Source organism: Aquimarina spongiae, assembly GCF_900141785.1.
Lineage (GTDB): Bacteria > Bacteroidota > Bacteroidia > Flavobacteriales > Flavobacteriaceae > Aquimarina > Aquimarina spongiae.
Window position 1 is genome coordinate 383,583 of record NZ_FQYP01000004.1, and the last position, 16,066, is coordinate 399,648.

At 36.9% G+C, this 16,066-nt stretch carries 17 protein-coding genes; 9 read left to right on the top strand and 8 right to left on the bottom strand.

The window, feature by feature from the left end:
- The first annotated feature begins 35 nt into the window (after window positions 1-35).
- The 5 genes from BUE24_RS11320 to BUE24_RS11340 all read left to right on the top strand — a co-directional run bounded on the left by BUE24_RS11320 (window position 36) and on the right by BUE24_RS11340 (window position 4,406).
- Window positions 36-536 carry a GNAT family N-acetyltransferase gene (locus tag BUE24_RS11320; protein ID WP_073316123.1) on the top strand — a complete coding sequence of 167 codons (501 nt, stop codon included), beginning with the start codon at window positions 36-38 and terminating at the stop codon, window positions 534-536.
- Window positions 533-1,864 (top strand): MATE family efflux transporter, encoded by a 1,332-nt coding sequence (locus BUE24_RS11325; RefSeq protein ID WP_073316124.1) that lies wholly within the window; start codon window positions 533-535, stop codon window positions 1,862-1,864. Before BUE24_RS11320 ends, BUE24_RS11325 begins: the two co-directional genes overlap by 4 nt.
- Window positions 1,865-2,242: 378 nt before the next feature.
- Window positions 2,243-3,013: an enoyl-CoA hydratase/isomerase family protein gene (locus tag BUE24_RS11330; RefSeq protein ID WP_073316125.1), complete on the top strand. Its 771-nt coding sequence runs from the start codon at window positions 2,243-2,245 to the stop codon at window positions 3,011-3,013.
- A 133-nt stretch (window positions 3,014-3,146) separates the two neighbouring features.
- On the top strand, window positions 3,147-3,599 hold the full coding sequence (locus BUE24_RS11335; protein WP_073316126.1) for a 6-pyruvoyl trahydropterin synthase family protein: 453 nt from the start codon (window positions 3,147-3,149) through the stop codon (window positions 3,597-3,599).
- Window positions 3,600-3,647: 48 nt separating this feature from the next.
- Window positions 3,648-4,406: a UDP-2,3-diacylglucosamine diphosphatase gene (locus tag BUE24_RS11340; protein ID WP_073316127.1), complete on the top strand. Its 759-nt coding sequence runs from the start codon at window positions 3,648-3,650 to the stop codon at window positions 4,404-4,406.
- 55 nt (window positions 4,407-4,461) lie between these two features.
- Here the strand turns inward: BUE24_RS11340 and BUE24_RS11345 are convergent, their stop codons facing one another.
- From BUE24_RS11345 to BUE24_RS11380, 8 genes are all read right to left on the bottom strand, one after another.
- Window positions 4,462-5,958 carry a T9SS type A sorting domain-containing protein gene (locus tag BUE24_RS11345; RefSeq protein WP_084549494.1) on the bottom strand — a complete coding sequence of 499 codons (1,497 nt, stop codon included), beginning with the start codon at window positions 5,956-5,958 and terminating at the stop codon, window positions 4,462-4,464.
- 160 nt (window positions 5,959-6,118) lie between these two features.
- Window positions 6,119-7,087 (bottom strand): ABC transporter ATP-binding protein, encoded by a 969-nt coding sequence (locus BUE24_RS11350; protein ID WP_073316129.1) that lies wholly within the window; start codon window positions 7,085-7,087, stop codon window positions 6,119-6,121.
- Between the two features lie 97 nt (window positions 7,088-7,184).
- Window positions 7,185-9,353, bottom strand: coding sequence for a prolyl oligopeptidase family serine peptidase (locus tag BUE24_RS11355; RefSeq protein WP_073316130.1), 2,169 nt, complete (start codon window positions 9,351-9,353; stop codon window positions 7,185-7,187).
- 201 nt (window positions 9,354-9,554) lie between these two features.
- Window positions 9,555-9,923, bottom strand: coding sequence for a DoxX family membrane protein (locus BUE24_RS11360; protein WP_073316131.1), 369 nt, complete (start codon window positions 9,921-9,923; stop codon window positions 9,555-9,557).
- A gap of 151 nt (window positions 9,924-10,074) precedes the next feature.
- Entirely contained in the window at window positions 10,075-11,067 is a 993-nt protein-coding gene (locus BUE24_RS11365; protein WP_073316132.1) for an aspartate-semialdehyde dehydrogenase, read from the bottom strand.
- A 229-nt stretch (window positions 11,068-11,296) separates the two neighbouring features.
- Window positions 11,297-11,716: a large conductance mechanosensitive channel protein MscL gene (gene mscL, locus BUE24_RS11370; protein ID WP_073316133.1), complete on the bottom strand. Its 420-nt coding sequence runs from the start codon at window positions 11,714-11,716 to the stop codon at window positions 11,297-11,299.
- A gap of 99 nt (window positions 11,717-11,815) precedes the next feature.
- Complete coding sequence (alr, locus tag BUE24_RS11375) at window positions 11,816-12,928, bottom strand: alanine racemase (RefSeq protein WP_073316134.1); 1,113 nt, start codon at window positions 12,926-12,928, stop codon at window positions 11,816-11,818.
- Window positions 12,921-13,568 (bottom strand): thymidine kinase, encoded by a 648-nt coding sequence (locus tag BUE24_RS11380; RefSeq protein WP_073316135.1) that lies wholly within the window; start codon window positions 13,566-13,568, stop codon window positions 12,921-12,923. Before BUE24_RS11380 ends, alr begins: the two co-directional genes overlap by 8 nt.
- A gap of 106 nt (window positions 13,569-13,674) precedes the next feature.
- Here BUE24_RS11380 and BUE24_RS11385 point away from each other — a divergent pair, with 106 nt between their 5' ends.
- Genes BUE24_RS11385 through BUE24_RS11400 form a run of 4 tightly spaced genes read left to right on the top strand, consistent with a single transcriptional unit; the run spans window position 13,675 to window position 16,065 of the window.
- A complete protein-coding gene (locus BUE24_RS11385; RefSeq protein WP_073316136.1) occupies window positions 13,675-14,457 on the top strand; it encodes a hypothetical protein in 783 nt (260 codons plus the stop codon).
- Window positions 14,458-14,474: 17 nt separating this feature from the next.
- Complete coding sequence (locus tag BUE24_RS11390) at window positions 14,475-14,819, top strand: DoxX family protein (RefSeq protein WP_073316137.1); 345 nt, start codon at window positions 14,475-14,477, stop codon at window positions 14,817-14,819.
- A complete protein-coding gene (gene rsmI / locus BUE24_RS11395; RefSeq protein ID WP_073316138.1) occupies window positions 14,819-15,493 on the top strand; it encodes a 16S rRNA (cytidine(1402)-2'-O)-methyltransferase in 675 nt (224 codons plus the stop codon). The genes BUE24_RS11390 and rsmI overlap by 1 nt, the downstream gene beginning before the upstream one ends.
- The gene (locus tag BUE24_RS11400; RefSeq protein ID WP_073316139.1) at window positions 15,493-16,065 is read left to right on the top strand and encodes a uracil-DNA glycosylase family protein; all 573 of its coding nucleotides are present in this window, start codon (window positions 15,493-15,495) and stop codon (window positions 16,063-16,065) included. Before rsmI ends, BUE24_RS11400 begins: the two co-directional genes overlap by 1 nt.
- Window position 16,066 lies beyond the last annotated feature (1 nt).

The following is a 16,066-nucleotide window of genomic DNA, read 5'->3' on the forward strand; positions in this document are numbered from 1 at the left end:
TAAAGTTAGTACTTTTGGCATTTTCCTTTAAAAATATGATTCGTAAAGCGGCATTATCTGATTTGGATATCATCTATAAACTAACACAATCATGTGCTCGAGCAATGATAGCCAAAGGGATCTATCAATGGAATGAGCATTACCCAAAACGTGAGCGTTTTGAAAAAGATATCCAATTACAAGAACTGTATGTTTTTGAAAAAGATGCAGTAATTATCGGGATTATAGTATTGACTGAAATCATGGATGATGAGTACATTCGGATAGAATGGCTTACCAAAAACGACAATAACCTATACATCCATAGATTAGCTGTTGATCCAGAGTATTGGGGTAAAGGGTATGCGCAACAGCTTATGGATTTTGCCGAAAGTTATGCACGTAAAAACAACTATGAATCGGTACGATTAGATACCTTTAGTCAGAATACACGAAATCAAAAATTTTATGAAACCCGTGGATATCAACGTTTAGGAAATATATATTTTCCAAAACAAAGCGAATTTCCTTTTTATTGTTACGAGCTCATACTATGAGTGCATTAATTAGTTTTAAAAATATCAATAGACTTGCAATTCCGGCTATTGTTTCAGGAATAGCAGAACCTATTTTATCGGCTACAGACACAGCTGTAGTAGGTAACATTCCCGTATACGGAACCGAGTCTTTGGCAGCCGTTGGTATTGTAGGGTCATTTCTTTCGATGTTGATATGGGTTTTGGCACAAACGAGAGCGGTTATTTCGGCTATTATTTCTCAATACCTGGGTGCAGGAAAATTAGATGAAGTAAAGACACTACCTGCGCAAGCTATTCTTTTCAATATAGGGCTTAGTATCACCATACTAATAGCAACCGTACCTTTTATAAGAGAGATTTTCGAATTGTTAGAAGCCAAAGGAAAGGTTTTAGAATATTGTATTTCTTATTATAGAATACGGGTTTGGGGATTTCCATTATCTCTATTTGTATTTGCTATTTTTGGTATTTTCCGAGGACTGCAAAATACGTTTTGGCCCATGATTATTGCTTTAATTGGTGTAGTAGCTAATATAGCGCTAGATTTTGCTTTTGTATATGGGATTGAGGGTATATTGGATCCTATGAATCTGGAAGGAGCGGCTTGGGCTAGCTTAATATCTCAAGTCTTGATGGCTGTTTTATCTTTAATATTGCTGCTTAAAAAGACAGAGGTTTCTCTAAAATTGGAAGGACTTTGGCACCCAGAAATGAAACGCTTCTTGGTGATGAGCGGTAATCTTTTTATTCGATCTTTAGCCTTGAACGCCACTTTGATGTTGGCAGTACGAGAAGCTACCAGCTTAGGAACCAATTTTATTGCCGCACATAGTATTGCTATACAGTTATGGCTGTTTTTTGCTTTTTTCATCGATGGTTACGGTGGTGCAGGAAACATTCTGGGAGGAAGATTATTGGGGGCAAAAGATTACAAAACACTTTTTGCAATGTCAAAAAAAGTAACCGTTTATGGCGTTGTTGTAGCCTGTCTTTTAGGAGGGGTAGCAGTATTAATTCCTAGGCAACTCGGCTTGATTTTTTCTAAAGATCCAGAAGTACTATCCATTTTTACCGATTTTTTCTATATCGTGGTCATTATGCTTCCGATCAATGCATTAGCGTTTGTGGGGGACGGTATTTTTAAGGGTATGGGAGAAACAGGATATCTTCGAAATGTATTGGTAGGCTCTACTTTCCTCGGCTTTGTACCTGCGTTGTTGGTTACTCGATATTTTGGTTTACAACTGCACGGAGTGTGGATAGCGATCTCTGTTTGGATGCTGGTAAGAGGAGTATCTCTGGTTATAAAATTTAAGAAAAAGTATATTCCCCTAGCGGTGGGATAAAATTACTTTGATCACAAACCAGAGTGTTATCAGATAAGTAGATAACATTATAAGCTCTAAACGATATTTTTCAAGATACTTTTTTATCATGGTTCAAAAATAGAATATGTTGATATACAATGAAATACGTAATGATACGTATTTAAAAACGTCACTTTATATAAAAGTATACCGGACAACGCCTAACCCCATTGCTGCCCGGTATTTCAACTACACTTAAGTAAAAAATGTTGCTTTATTAGATAGTGTTACAATCAAATGATATGTTACCTACTTTTTTTTAATTTTTTTTTTTGAGGTGCCCAAGTAGAAGTTTTCTTACTTCCTTGGAACTATAAAATTTCAAAACTTTATATACTTTTATCAAAAACAGAAACGATGAGTACCACCGATAGAACTAACGGGAGTTTATATGTACATACCGAGAATTATATTACCACTATTGAATTTGGTCACCCTGCAAGTAATTCGTTCCCATCAGAATTATTAGAAAGATTGACCCAAGCCTTTATTAAATTATCAGATGATCAAAATAGTAGAGTGATCATTTTGAAATCTGAAGGAGATAGGGCGTTTTGTGCAGGGGCTTCTTTTGACGAGTTGGTTGGGATTACGAATTTGGAAGAAGGGAAAAAATTCTTTTCAGGTTTTGCCAATGTAATCAATGCGATGAGAAAGTGTCAAAAACCAATTATTGGTAGAGTGCAAGGTAAAACTGTTGGAGGAGGTGTAGGATTAGCTTCTGCTTGCAACTATTGCCTGGCAACCGAAGCAGCTTCTATAAAGTTAAGTGAGCTTACTATAGGCATAGGTCCTTTTGTGATCGAGCCGTCCGTATCCAGAAAAATTGGAATAGCCGCTTTTGAGACCTTAGCTTGGGACGCCTCGCAATGGAAAAATGCATATTGGGCCAAAGAAAAAGGCTTGTATTCCAGAGTTTTTTCAGAGATTAACGAACTGGATAAAGAAGTACAATTGCTAGCTGAAAAATTAGCGAGTTACAACTCTCAAGCCTTACAGCAAATGAAAAAAGCAGTCTGGGAGGGTACAGAACATTGGGACAATTTATTAGCCGAAAGGGCTGCAATTTCTGGAGAACTGGTATTATCCGATGCAACCAGAAAAGCCCTTGAAAAATTCAAAAAATAAAATGGATATTTTAAACTTTTTAGGAGGAAACGGACTGTTTCTCATTTTAGGAATAGTATTAGTTGTAGTTTACTTTGTAAACAAGCGAAAAAGAAGGTAATCTTCCGTAACTTTGCACAAATTAATACAAGGAATGAATAAGATTAGGATTACAAAGCAATTTTCTTTTGAAACTGCCCATGCACTTTACGGTTACGACGGGAAGTGTCGAAATCTACATGGACACAGTTATAAGTTGAGCGTTACTGTAATGGGAACTCCTATTGCCGATACTTCGCATGTTAAGTTGGGAATGGTAATTGATTTTGGAGACCTAAAAAAAATTGTAAAGGAAGATATTGAAGATGTTTTCGATCATGCCACAGTATTTAATAAAAACACCCCTCATGTAGAGTTGGCTAGAGAGTTGGAACAAAGAGGACACGACGTGATTCTGGTAGATTATCAACCTACTACCGAAAACATGATCCTTGATTTTGCAGAAAGAATAAAGAAAAAATTACCAAATACTATCGAGTTACACTCTTTAAGGCTTCAGGAAACAGAAACATCCTACGCAGAGTGGTATGCTTCGGATAATGAGTAAATTGCACTCCTCTAATAAATGCCTATATTTATTTTATAAACACACAATATGAACCTTCCAAAGGGGAAAAAGATTTATTTTGCTAGTGACAATCATTTGGGAGCTCCAACCTCGGAGAAAAGTTTCCCAAGAGAACAAAAATTTGTAAAATGGTTGGACGAAGTAAAGGAAGATGCTGCTGCCATTTTTTTATTGGGAGATCTTTTTGATTTTTGGTTTGAGTATAAAACGGTTGTGCCGAAAGGCTTTACAAGAACATTGGGAAAACTCGCAGAAATTACCGATTCAGGAATTCCAGTGTATTATTTTGTTGGGAATCACGACCTCTGGATGAATGGATATTTTGAGGAAGAACTAAATATTCCTGTATACCACAAGCCCAAAGAGTTTGAATACAATGGAGTATCTTTTTTCATAGGTCATGGAGATGGTCTTGGTCCTGGAGATAAGGGGTACAAGCGGATGAAAAAAGTGTTTACTAATCCGGTGGCAAAATGGTTTTTTAGATGGTTGCATCCGGATCTTGGAGTGAAACTAGCACAATATTTGTCAGTAAAAAATAAGCTGATTTCCGGAGACGAAGATGTGACCTTTTTAGGAGAGGACAACGAGTGGTTGGTGCAGTATTGCAAAAGAAAACTAGAAGATAAACACCGAGATCATTTTGTATTTGGGCATCGGCATTTACCCATGGAAATTCAATTAAACGAAACATCAAGATATACAAATCTTGGGGATTGGATTACCCATTACACCTATGCCGTTTTTGATGGAAAAAATTTAGAGCTAAAACGTCTTTCAGAGTAAAAAAGTAGGGCTGCATTTATGCACAGCCCTATATAGTGTGGATTGCCAGGTAGGTTTATTTCAAGAGCATTTGTTCTACAAAAGTAGTTTCTCCAAGGGTAACTTTTACCAGATATAACCCCTGAGTTGTTATATTACTTTTCAAATCGTTAAGAGCAATTACCTGATTTCCCTTTTCTTCTATTGCTATAGATTTAGAAACAATCCTCTTTCCATTAAGATCCATAATTTCTACGGTACACGTTTCGTGCTTAGCATCAGAGATCTGGAGTTTGAGATTGTCTAAAGTAGAAGGGTTAGGAAACAGTCGTATATTTTTTGAATCGGATATCAAGTTTTGATTTGCTCTGCTTGTAGTATTATTTAACCCCTGGATCACGAATTTTTCCCAGGAACCAATGTTGGTTCTATTACAGAATATACCTTTGTCTTTTCCGTTTTCATGACTCACATATTTACCATTATTACCTTTGATTGCATAGAGGTCATTTCCTAAGGGTTCCAAAACGAATTTTTCCCATGCGCCTACTGCATTACGATTACAATTCATGGCTTTGGCTCCGTTCTCAGAACTTACATATTTACCATTGTTGCCTTTGATCGCATATTGATTGTTACCAAGGGATTCGAAAGTAAATTGTTCTTCTGTCCCTGCGGTATTGCGATTTGCTCTCATTGATCGAGAACCATTTTCGGCACTTACATATTTATTAATAGATTGCCCCAAAATGGAAACATTAGTGTTAGGCGAACCATCTGTTCCTTCAGGAATTACATAAACTAAAATGTCAACTACAGAGACATTTCCTTTGTTGTCATAGGCTTTTACTTCAAGAAGATAATTTTTTACAGGTAGATTGGCCAAAGCATTATCCTGTCCGCGGTCATTCCATAAATAGGGAGCAAATCGCTCTGTTCTAACGAATTGTCCATCGATAATCAGTTGGATTTCTTTTACTCCGTCTGCGTCTGTAGCTTCTGCCTCTACAGTAAAAGTTGCAGGAGCTACCAATCGTTTATTCAGGGTAGGGAAAAGTACTCGTAGTTTTGGGCCTTCTCCTTGTCCACTACCTCCGGTTCCTGCTGTTCCTATTTCGCCCAAGTCATCTCCGCCATCACTACCGTCAGTTCCGCCGTCACCATTAAACCTTGGTCTGCTGGATAACCAGGCCATATCCCATTTGGGTCCGATTTGATCACATCCTTCCGGACCGAGATCTACTCTACCTGGGCAGCCAGGCTCATCGGGTGCATCGTTAAATGGTCCATTACCACATTGTATGTCATTATAAATGGGATCTCCATTTTGATAAGCGCGATAATTAGGGTGTTTTTTAAGTTCGTCACAGATATCAACCACACTGTATGCGGTATTATTAATAGTAACAGTTTTATTGGCAATTCCATGGTCCAAATTAGAATCACACCAACAAAATCCATTGGCTTCAAAACTGTCTTTCCAACCTGGTCTGGGATTCCACTGTTGGGATTGTACGGTAATCGCCGTAGAAAAAATGGCGAGTAGGGTAAGCATGTAAAGTTTACGTCTCATGTTTAATTTTTTTTGCGTGAATATTTATACTGGTTATTCTGTAAACGTAATTAATTATGTGTGGAAAGAGTACATTTGGAGTACATATATGGTGTAAAAGAATACATAAAGCATACTCATTGTATGATATGGTAAAAAGGAAAGTCTCTAGAGGATCTTATTAAAGAGATAATGTACGATGAAGTGCTTTTTCATCGATATGAATACCAACAGATTCTGGTGCTTTAAGTGCCGACGTATGGGTAAAGAAAAAAACAGATTGATCAAGAACAGCTTCCACCAAATAATGGCTTCCATTAAAATAAGAGTTCTTTACTCTTACTGTTGTAGAGGAGTTTTGATCAATGGATATTTCATGAGGGTATACTAGAATATTATCCGGGCTATCATGACCCAATGAAGAAAGTGCTACTTGATTTACTTCGCCAAAAAGAGACGCGATATAGTAATCTTGCGGATTTTGATACAATTCTTGAGTTGGTTTTTTGACGACAATTTCTCCTTGACGGATGACAATGGTTTCGTTGGTAAACGATAGGATGTCGGTTTTATCGTGTGTAGCAGTAATACTGGTAATATTGTTTCTGTTGAGATACCTGAACAGATTTCTGCGTAAAGAATTTCTTCTGAAATTATCTATGTTATGAAAAGGCTCATCCAAAAGCAGTACTTCTGGTTTTTTTGCTAATGCTTTGGCAAGTGCTACGCGTTGTTTTTGCCCACCACTTAGATTTTCTACTTTGGTAGCTGCAAAATCTGTCATTTCAACAATTTCGAGTAATTCATTTACTCTTCCTTGCTTTAACTCAAGCTCGAAATTGGATAAATACTGACCTATATTTTCTGCGACAGTTCTGAAGGGTTGTAATTCGAATCCTTGCGAAAGATATTTCATGTTTTCTTCACCTGGGACAAGATTATAAAGTGGGCCAAGTAACTTTTTATCTTTCCAGAATAATTCTCCTTCATTGGGCTGCAACAATCCATAGATGACCTTCAACAAGGTGCTCTTACCACAACCACTGGCACCAATAAGGGCGATATGTTGGCCTGGTTCAATCGTAAAGTTGATATTTTTTAGAACAGGGATGGTATTGTAAGCAAAAGAAAGATTGTGAATTGCAAGCATATTCAAAGATATTGAACTTTGATGAAGTTTTTGAAGAAAAAAATCCACTTCTTTTTAAAGAAATGGATTTTTTAAGTATAGGGAGTGTTTTTTGAATTTATCCTTTGATATCGTCAGTCACTTTTTCCGGCAATACCTCATATCCCATATTGTAAAGTGTGAACCCAAAAACATCTGCGAATTGCTCAATAGTTTTGCTAACTGGAGTCCCTGCTCCATGTCCTGCATTGGTTTCAATACGGATTAATGTCGGATTTTCTCCGGTTTGCTTGTCCTGTAATTGTGCAGCAAACTTGAAAGAGTGTGCAGGTACCACACGATCGTCATGATCTCCAGTGGTAACCAAGGTAGCAGGATATTCTATCCCTTCTTTTACATTGTGTACAGGAGAGTACCCTTTCAAATATTCGAACATCTCTTTGTCATCTTCGGCGGTACCGTAATCATATGCCCATCCTGCACCAGCAGTAAACGTATGATAACGTAGCATGTCTAGTACACCTACCGCAGGAAGTGCCACTTTCATAAGGTCAGGTCTTTGTGTCATTGTTGCACCAACCAGTAATCCTCCGTTCGAACCTCCTCTTATTGCTAGATAATCACTAGAGGTATATTTGTTTTCTATTAAATATTCTGCTGCTGCAATAAAATCGTCAAAAACATTTTGTTTTTGCATTTTGGTCCCGGCAACATGCCATTTTTTACCATATTCTCCTCCACCTCTTAGGTTAGGTACAGCAAAAATTCCTCCTTGCTCCATCCATACCGCATTACCAATGCTGAAAGAAGGAGTTAGACTGATGTTAAAACCACCATATCCATAAAGTAATGTTGGGTTTTTACCATTAAGTTCGATACCTTTTTTGTATGTTATAATCATAGGTACTTTGGTACCATCTTTTGAAGTGTAAAATACCTGCTTACTTTCATAATTGTCCGGATTAAAATCGATTTTAGGTTTACGATATAATTCAGAGGTTCCGTCGGTGATGTTGTATTTGTAAATGCTCGAAGGCGTTTTATAATTGGTGAATGAATAATATAATTCTTTTTCTTCTTTTTTGGCTCCAAAACCATTAGCGCTTCCTACTCCTGGAAGTTTTACTTCTCTAATCAATTTTCCGTCATAATCATATTGTAATACTTTAGAAACGGCATCCACCATATATTCTGCAAAGAAATATCCTCCACCAGTACCTGGGCTTAGTACATTTTCGGTTTCTGGAATGAAATCTTTCCAATTTTCTGGGGTAGGATTTGCTGCATCTACAGTAACTATTTTTTGATTTGGCGCATTTAGGTTGGTAACCAAGTATAGTTTTGATCCTACATTTTCGATGATATAGGTATCACTATCGGTATGATCCAGAATGGTTACTAATTCGCTATTGGGTTTAGTTAGATCTTTTATGAATAACTTATTTCCAGAAGTCGAGATACTTGCAGAAATGATTAGGTATCGATCATCTTCGGTTACACCTCCACCAATGTATCTATGTTTTTGTTCTGGTGTACCTCCAAAAATTAGTTCATCTTCTTTTTGTTTGGTGCCTAATTTGTGATAGTACACTTTGTGTTGATCAGTTTTGGCAGAAAGTTCGCTTCCTTTTGGCTTATCGTAACTAGAATAATAGAATCCTTCACTACCTTTCCAGGACATACCAGAAAATTTAACATCAATAAGGGTGTCTTCTATTACTTCCTTAGTTTCAGCATTCTTGATGATGATTTTTCTCCAGTCGCTACCTCCTTCAGAAATAGCATAAGCAACTAGTTTTCCATCTTTAGAAAAACTTACACTACCTAATGATGTAGTACCGTCTTCGCTAAACGTATTAGGATCCAAGAATACTTCAGGCTCATCACCATCACTTTTAAACCTATAGATTACATATTGATTTTGAAGACCATCATTTTTATAGAAGTAAGTGTAATCACCTTCTTTAAAAGGAGATCCGACTTTTTCATAATTCCATAAATCGGAAAGACGCTTTTTGAGATCTTCTCTGAAAGGAATATTTTCTAAATACCCAAAAGTGGTTTTGTTTTGTGTTTCTACCCATTTCCCGGTTTCTTCACTTCGATCATCTTCTAACCATCGGTAGGGGTCTTTCACTTCGGTTCCAAAATAAGTATCTACGGTATCAACTTTTTTGGTTTCAGGATAATTCAATGCAATTTGGCTTTTACTGGGTTGTTCTTTTGATTCGTTTTTGCAGGCTACCATAAAAATTAGAACAGATAGCACAAAGAGTGTGTTTTTCATGATGAGAATTCGTTAGAATAATACACAAATCTATCAAAAGAAGCGTGGCTAAATGCTAAAGAAAATATAAAAAAAGACTGCCTGTACACGAATCTATGAAGAAAAATGTTTTTCTTCCAGGAGGCTTTGGGGTTTAGCGACCTGTAGGATTAGTATACAAAGACAGTCAGAAATTTCTGTAAGAAACAAAAAAAAATGGTTTTAGAAAAGAGGTTTATACTTGTCCCAAAATTTAGATATTAAGAAAGTGTTGACAAGAAATACAAATATAGCAGGGCCAATATTTGCAGGGTCAAGTGTAACGTGAAATAAGATGATATTCACAGAGATAGGTGCCAATAGTATTAAGGCAAAAGGAACTGCTTTATTAATAAGTAGCAAAAAGCCAACAATTACCTCGATTAAACCTACAGTTTTTAGAACGTAACTACTGGCTAATGCACCAAAAAATACACCGGCCTCTGGATTTGCAAATTCAAAGTCGGGTAAAAACCCTATAAATTTATTGATTCCGAAAAGAACTAGCATCGCTCCCAACAGTATTCTTAAAATTAAAACTAACTTATTCATTATGTTATTTTTTTGTGATTAAATTACTGTATTAGAGGAGGAAATGTTAGTAACCTTACAAATCTTATTTTCTGTACAAGTGGATATAAAAAGAAAATCCCTTGCTATTTTTTAGATAACAAGGGACTTTGAGGTATTGTATAATTGGTGTTTAACCGATAAGATTATTTTCGGTGAGATATTCAGCAATTTGTACTGCATTGGTGGCTGCTCCTTTACGTAAGTTATCCGAAACGATCCACATGTTTAATGCATTTTCTCGAGAATGATCTCTACGTATTCTCCCTACAAATACATCATTTTTCCCTTCTGCATAAATTGGCATAGGATAGGTATTTGTATCTGGATTATCTTGTACGGTTACTCCTGGAGTTTCATTTAATAATGTTCTTACATCTCCTTCAACATATTCGTTTTCGAACTCAAGATTTACGCTTTCACTATGTCCTCCAACCACTGGAATTCTAATGGCAGTAGCAGTTACTGCGATAGTACGATCATCAAGAATTTTCTGGGTTTCGTTTACCAGTTTCATTTCTTCTTTGGTATATCCATTGTCCTGAAATACATCGCAGTGTGGTATTGCGTTGCGGTGTATTGGATAAGGGTACGCCATTTCACCATTCTGACCAGCATATTCATTCTCTAACTGTTGCACTGCTTTAACTCCAGTTCCTGTAATCGATTGATAAGTAGAAACTACAACTCGTTTAATTTTATATTGATCATGCAAAGGTCCTAATGCCATTACCATTTGTATGGTTGAACAGTTTGGATTGGCAATAATTTTGTCATTTGCAGACAAAGCTTTGGCATTAATTTCTGGAACTACCAACTTTTTGGTAGGATCCATTCTCCAAGCCGATGAATTATCGATTACCGTTATACCGGCATCTGCAAATTTTGGAGCCCACTCCAAAGAAGTACTTCCTCCGGCGGAGAATAAGGCAACATCCGGTTTCATTTCGATAGCAGTAGAAAGCCCTACTACAGTGTATTCATCACCTTTGTAAGAAATCTTTTTACCTACAGATCGCTCTGATGCTACAGGAATTAACTCGGTTACAGGAAATTGTCTTTCCTCTAATACTTTTAACATTACGGTTCCTACCAGTCCGGTAGCACCTACTACAGCTACTTTCATGAATTTTGTTCTTTTTAGAAATACAAAAGTCGTATAAACTCTTTTAAATTTGGGCAAATGTGAGGAATATTTTAAAGATCACAAGAAATTACACAAAAAATATAGAAATTCACATTATTTGTTATATAATAAACAAAATGTAAAAAAGAACCACCCTAGTATGGGTGGTTTAGTTAGAATATGTAGTATAGCGGTCGCTATAGATAATTCATTCTAAAAATGGTCGAAATTATTGTTTCTTCAACAAATCTCTGATTTCTGCCAACAACTCTTCTTGAGTTGGTCCCGCAGGTGGTGCCGGAGCTTCTTCTTCTTTTTTCTGTGATTTTTCGTAAGCTTTGAGCACGATAAAGATAAATAAACCGACAATTACAAAATTGATAATTGCCTGAATCAGATTACCGTAGGTCATTACAGCAGCTCCAGCTTCTTGTGCTGCAGCTAGTGTTTCATATTCTTTACCGTCAAGAGCAATAAATTTTTGTGTAAAATCGGTTCCACCTGTAATAATACCTACAATAGGCATGATGATATCAGCTACAGCCGAACCTACAATTTTGTTAAAAGCTCCACCAATAACAACAGCAGTTGCTAGGTTCACGATATCACCTTTCATTAAGAAAGATTTAAAATCTTTAAAGAATCCCATATGTTTAGATTAATATAGTTAGTACAGGTCTAATTTAACAAAAATTAATTTACACCTTGAATGGGAGAAATGATTTAAAAAATGCTTTTTCGATAAACGTCAAGAATTATCGACAACTACACGTTTTACCCGGGGTGAGATGGCAGTTAGCAACTCATAAGAGATCGTACCAGAGTGCTCTGCAATTTTTGCTGCATTCGAAGTATGATCAAAAATAACAACCTCATCACCTTCATTACAATCTATATCAGTAATATCCACCATAATCATATCCATGCAAACATTACCAATGATGTAGGCAATCTTATTATTAATCGTTACAAATCCTTTTTTATTCCCGAAGAACCTACCTATACCGTCTGCATGTCCAATAGGAATAGTAGCAGTTTTTACATATCCCGGAGCTTTATAGGCGCGATTATACCCTACACTTTCTCCTGGTTCTAAGGTATGAATTTGGGAAATAACTGATTTTAATGAAGCAACTGGTTTTAACTGCGTATCAAATTTGGCCTCATTACCATATCCATACAGACCGATGCCGGTTCTTACCATATCAAAATGTGCTTCGGGATAGTTCAATATGCCCGAGGTATTGGATTGATGAAGGATAGGTTGGTATCCTAATCGATTACTGATTTCAGAAGCTATTTTTTGAAATGTATGTATTTGATCCAAGGTAAAAGTTCTTTCTTCATGATCCTCGCTAGCAGCCAGATGAGAAAGTAAGGCTTTGATTTTTATTGCTTTGGTATTTTCAAGCTGTTCAAAAATGTAATCAATATCGTTTTCCCAAAAGCCTATTCGATTGAGACCGGTATTGAATTTAATATGAACAGGATATTCTTGTTGATTGAGAGCATCAGCAACTTTGATAAATTCTCTAAGTGTTCTAGGGCTGTATAAACTTGGTTCTAGTTGATGATTGATCAACTTTTTGAAGTTAATAGGCTGTGGGTGCAATACCAATACAGGCGTTATGATTCCGGCTTCTCTCAATAGAATACCTTCAGAAACATAGGCTACTGCAAAATAATCGGCTCCCAACGTTTCAAGATGTTTGGCAATAACAGTAGCATCGCTGCCATAACCAGAGGCCTTCACCACAGCAAGCATTTTAACATGAGGAGCGACCTTACTTTTTAGATAATTGAAATTATGAGTAAGATGGGATAGATGAATTTCTAAAACAGTTTCTTGGGTACTACTCATTCGTCTTTTCTGAGTTTTTTGATATTTCCTTAGGATCCTTTACCTCCATATCCTTCACTTTTTCCTTAAGCATAGCTTTATAATAGGCTGCTCGGCTTAGAGGCTCATATTCTTCGGTTTCTCCCAATAAGACCAAATCGTCTTTTCTGGATTTTCGATAACTATATTGTGCCAGATTCCCTGTACGAGTACATACAGCATGTACTTTGGTCACATATTCTGCTGTTGCCATAAGTGCTGGCATAGGGCCAAAAGGATTGCCTTTAAAATCCATATCCAATCCTGCAACAATTACTCGGATTCCTTTATTGGCCAAATCATTGCAAACGGCTACAATCTCATCATCAAAAAATTGAGCCTCATCGATCCCTACTACATCACAGGTATCTGCAAGAATACGTATATTGGCTGCAGCAGGAACGGGAGTTGATCGAATCTCGTTGGCATCATGTGAAACCACCATCTCATCATCATAACGAACATCTATGGCGGGCTTAAATATTTCAACCTTTTGTTTCGCAAATTGGGCGCGTTTCAATCGGCGGATCAATTCTTCCGTTTTCCCAGAAAACATCGAACCACATATTACTTCTATCCACCCAAATTGCTCTTTATGATTTACCGTATTTTCGAGAAACATTTTGTACTTTTCAGAATCAATTAAAGAAATCCCTTTTTCCTTACCTAAAAGATGAGGTAAATTTATTAAAAAACCAAAAGCAGTATCGCAAACGTATAAGAAAGTTATGAAGAAGAAATTGGAAGCTGAATTGATAAGTATTGCTCACCGAATATTACAATTAAAAGATAGATCCACATTACCACAGTTGCAAGAAGAGGCAAGACAGTTATATGAAAAACTAACCATTTTAAATTTTGCCGAAGATCATTTTGTTGGACCACAACCTACTATTGGACAGATACGTAAAGTAATCGAGGAACAAGCGCCCAATGCTTTTGAGGAAAAGGAATCAATTACTCCAGTACCTGTTGCACCACCATCAGAAATAGAAAAAAGTGTTTCAGAGTCTCCTTCGCAAACTGCTCATCAGGAAGTAAAAGAGCAAGAGCCAGTTTCTTCGGATCAGAAACCGGAACTCGTCATCGAGGAAATTAATGCCAGAGTAAGTGAGGATCTATTTGTGCCGGCTTCGGACACTAGTGAAGAAGTAAAAATATTTTCAGATACTTTGACGTCTACACCAGAGTATCAAAAAAATGATATGAATGATGTTACTCCGCAGTTAGACAAATTTGAAGATCGCGGAAAACCAAAGTCTCTTAATGAGCAACTGCGGAAAGATATCCATATCGGATTGAATGATCGTTTGGCCTTTATCAAACATCTTTTTGAAGGGAGTACGCCAGATTATAATCGCGTGCTTTCTCAATTAAATACCATAAACGATAAACAAGGAGCCGAAGATTTTATCAGCTCGATGGTAAAGCCTGATTATAACAATTGGGAAGGAAAAGAAGAGTATGAAGATCGCTTTATGGATGTTGTACTCAGTAAATACGAAAACTAAACACAAATCTAATATTTATGAAGATAGTTTATTGGATAACTACGGTTGCCCTGTGTGCCATTATGTTGTATTCTGCACAGATGTATTTTTTTAAGACTGAAATGATCAAAGGTTTTTTTGAAAGTTTCAATTATCCAACATATATCGTTATTCCTTTGGCAATAACCAAAATATTGGGGATAGTAGCTATTTTGACCAATCAAATTAAGTGGATAAAAGAATGGGCATATGCCGGTTTCTTTTTTGATCTGGTATTGGCAAGTCTTGCACATGATTATGCTGGGCATCCAGTAGGATTATCTGTATATGCGATTATTATTTTGATTGTATCCTATGCGGTTGGTAAAAAAGTGAGACCTTAATGTCAAAGTTATATATTGTTCCTACCCCTATTGGTAATTTGGAAGACATGACCTTTAGAGCGATCAAAGTACTAAAAGAAGTTGATCTTATTTTGGCAGAAGATACCCGCACTAGTGGCAAACTGCTCAAACATTTTGAAATTGCCACTCCTATGCAGAGTCATCATATGCATAATGAGCATAAAACAGTAAACAACATTACGCAGCGATTACAAAGAGGGGATACCATTGCTCTTATTAGTGATGCTGGTACTCCTGCTATAAGTGACCCCGGTTTTTTACTTACTCGAGCTTGTGTAGAGCAAGGAATCCCGGTTGAATGTTTGCCCGGGGCAACGGCATTTGTGCCTGCTTTGGTGAATAGTGGCTTACCCAATGATAAATTTGTTTTTGAAGGTTTTTTGCCTGTTAAGAAAGGACGGCAAACTCGACTAAAATTTCTAGCAGAAGAAGCCAGGACCATGATTTTTTATGAATCTCCGCATAAGTTGATCAAAACCTTAGGGAATTTTGTTGAATATTTTGGTGCCGAACGATTAGTTACTGTATCTCGTGAGCTTAGTAAATTACATGAAGAAACCATTCGTGGTACTGTCAAAGAAGTATTATCTCATTTTGAAACCAAACCTCCAAAAGGAGAAATTGTTATCGTTGTAGAAGGAAAAAAGAAATAGTGGACCAATTACTTTCAGATATTAGATCGTGTGATGTTTGCGCCGAACACTTGGCTTTGGGCCCCAGACCAGTAGTCACTGGTCATCCTGAAGCTAAAATTGTGATTATTGGTCAGGCACCTGGAACCAAAGTACATGCCTCTGGTGTTCCCTGGGATGATCAAAGTGGAAAGCAACTACGGAAATGGCTCGATGTTTCGGATGAGGTGTTTTATGATGAAACCAAGATTGCTATTGTTCCCATGGGATTTTGTTATCCGGGAAAGGGAAAAAGTGGTGATTTGCCTCCACGACCAGAATGTGCGCCGCTTTGGCATCAAAAATTATTCAATCATATGCCCAATATCGAATTAATCATCCTTATCGGACAATATGCTCAAAAGCACTATCTCCAAAAAAATGTAAAAAATAATCTTACCGAAACGGTTCGGGCGTATCATGAATATTTACCCAAGTATTTTACCTTGCCTCACCCGTCGCCAAGAAATCGTTTTTGGTTTACAAAAAACCCTTGGTTTGCCATGGATGTGCTTCCTGTACTTCAAAGTATGGTCAAAAAGGCGATCACATAAA

Excerpts from the sequence above, each read along its gene's own strand:
- BUE24_RS11320 (WP_073316123.1), top strand. The coding sequence starts at position 36 with ATGATTCGTAAAGCGGCATTATCTGATTTGGATATCATCTATAAACTA.
- BUE24_RS11325 (WP_073316124.1), top strand. The coding sequence starts at position 533 with ATGAGTGCATTAATTAGTTTTAAAAATATCAATAGACTTGCAATTCCG.
- BUE24_RS11330 (WP_073316125.1), top strand. The coding sequence starts at position 2,243 with ATGAGTACCACCGATAGAACTAACGGGAGTTTATATGTACATACCGAG.
- BUE24_RS11335 (WP_073316126.1), top strand. The coding sequence starts at position 3,147 with ATGAATAAGATTAGGATTACAAAGCAATTTTCTTTTGAAACTGCCCAT.
- BUE24_RS11340 (WP_073316127.1), top strand. The coding sequence starts at position 3,648 with ATGAACCTTCCAAAGGGGAAAAAGATTTATTTTGCTAGTGACAATCAT.
- BUE24_RS11345 (WP_084549494.1), bottom strand. The coding sequence starts at position 5,958 with ATGAGACGTAAACTTTACATGCTTACCCTACTCGCCATTTTTTCTACG.
- BUE24_RS11350 (WP_073316129.1), bottom strand. The coding sequence starts at position 7,087 with ATGCTTGCAATTCACAATCTTTCTTTTGCTTACAATACCATCCCTGTT.
- BUE24_RS11355 (WP_073316130.1), bottom strand. The coding sequence starts at position 9,353 with ATGAAAAACACACTCTTTGTGCTATCTGTTCTAATTTTTATGGTAGCC.
- BUE24_RS11360 (WP_073316131.1), bottom strand. The coding sequence starts at position 9,923 with ATGAATAAGTTAGTTTTAATTTTAAGAATACTGTTGGGAGCGATGCTA.
- BUE24_RS11365 (WP_073316132.1), bottom strand. The coding sequence starts at position 11,067 with ATGAAAGTAGCTGTAGTAGGTGCTACCGGACTGGTAGGAACCGTAATG.
- mscL (WP_073316133.1), bottom strand. The coding sequence starts at position 11,716 with ATGGGATTCTTTAAAGATTTTAAATCTTTCTTAATGAAAGGTGATATC.
- alr (WP_073316134.1), bottom strand. The coding sequence starts at position 12,928 with ATGAGTAGTACCCAAGAAACTGTTTTAGAAATTCATCTATCCCATCTT.
- BUE24_RS11380 (WP_073316135.1), bottom strand. The coding sequence starts at position 13,568 with ATGTTTCTCGAAAATACGGTAAATCATAAAGAGCAATTTGGGTGGATA.
- BUE24_RS11385 (WP_073316136.1), top strand. The coding sequence starts at position 13,675 with ATGAAGAAGAAATTGGAAGCTGAATTGATAAGTATTGCTCACCGAATA.
- BUE24_RS11390 (WP_073316137.1), top strand. The coding sequence starts at position 14,475 with ATGAAGATAGTTTATTGGATAACTACGGTTGCCCTGTGTGCCATTATG.
- rsmI (WP_073316138.1), top strand. The coding sequence starts at position 14,819 with ATGTCAAAGTTATATATTGTTCCTACCCCTATTGGTAATTTGGAAGAC.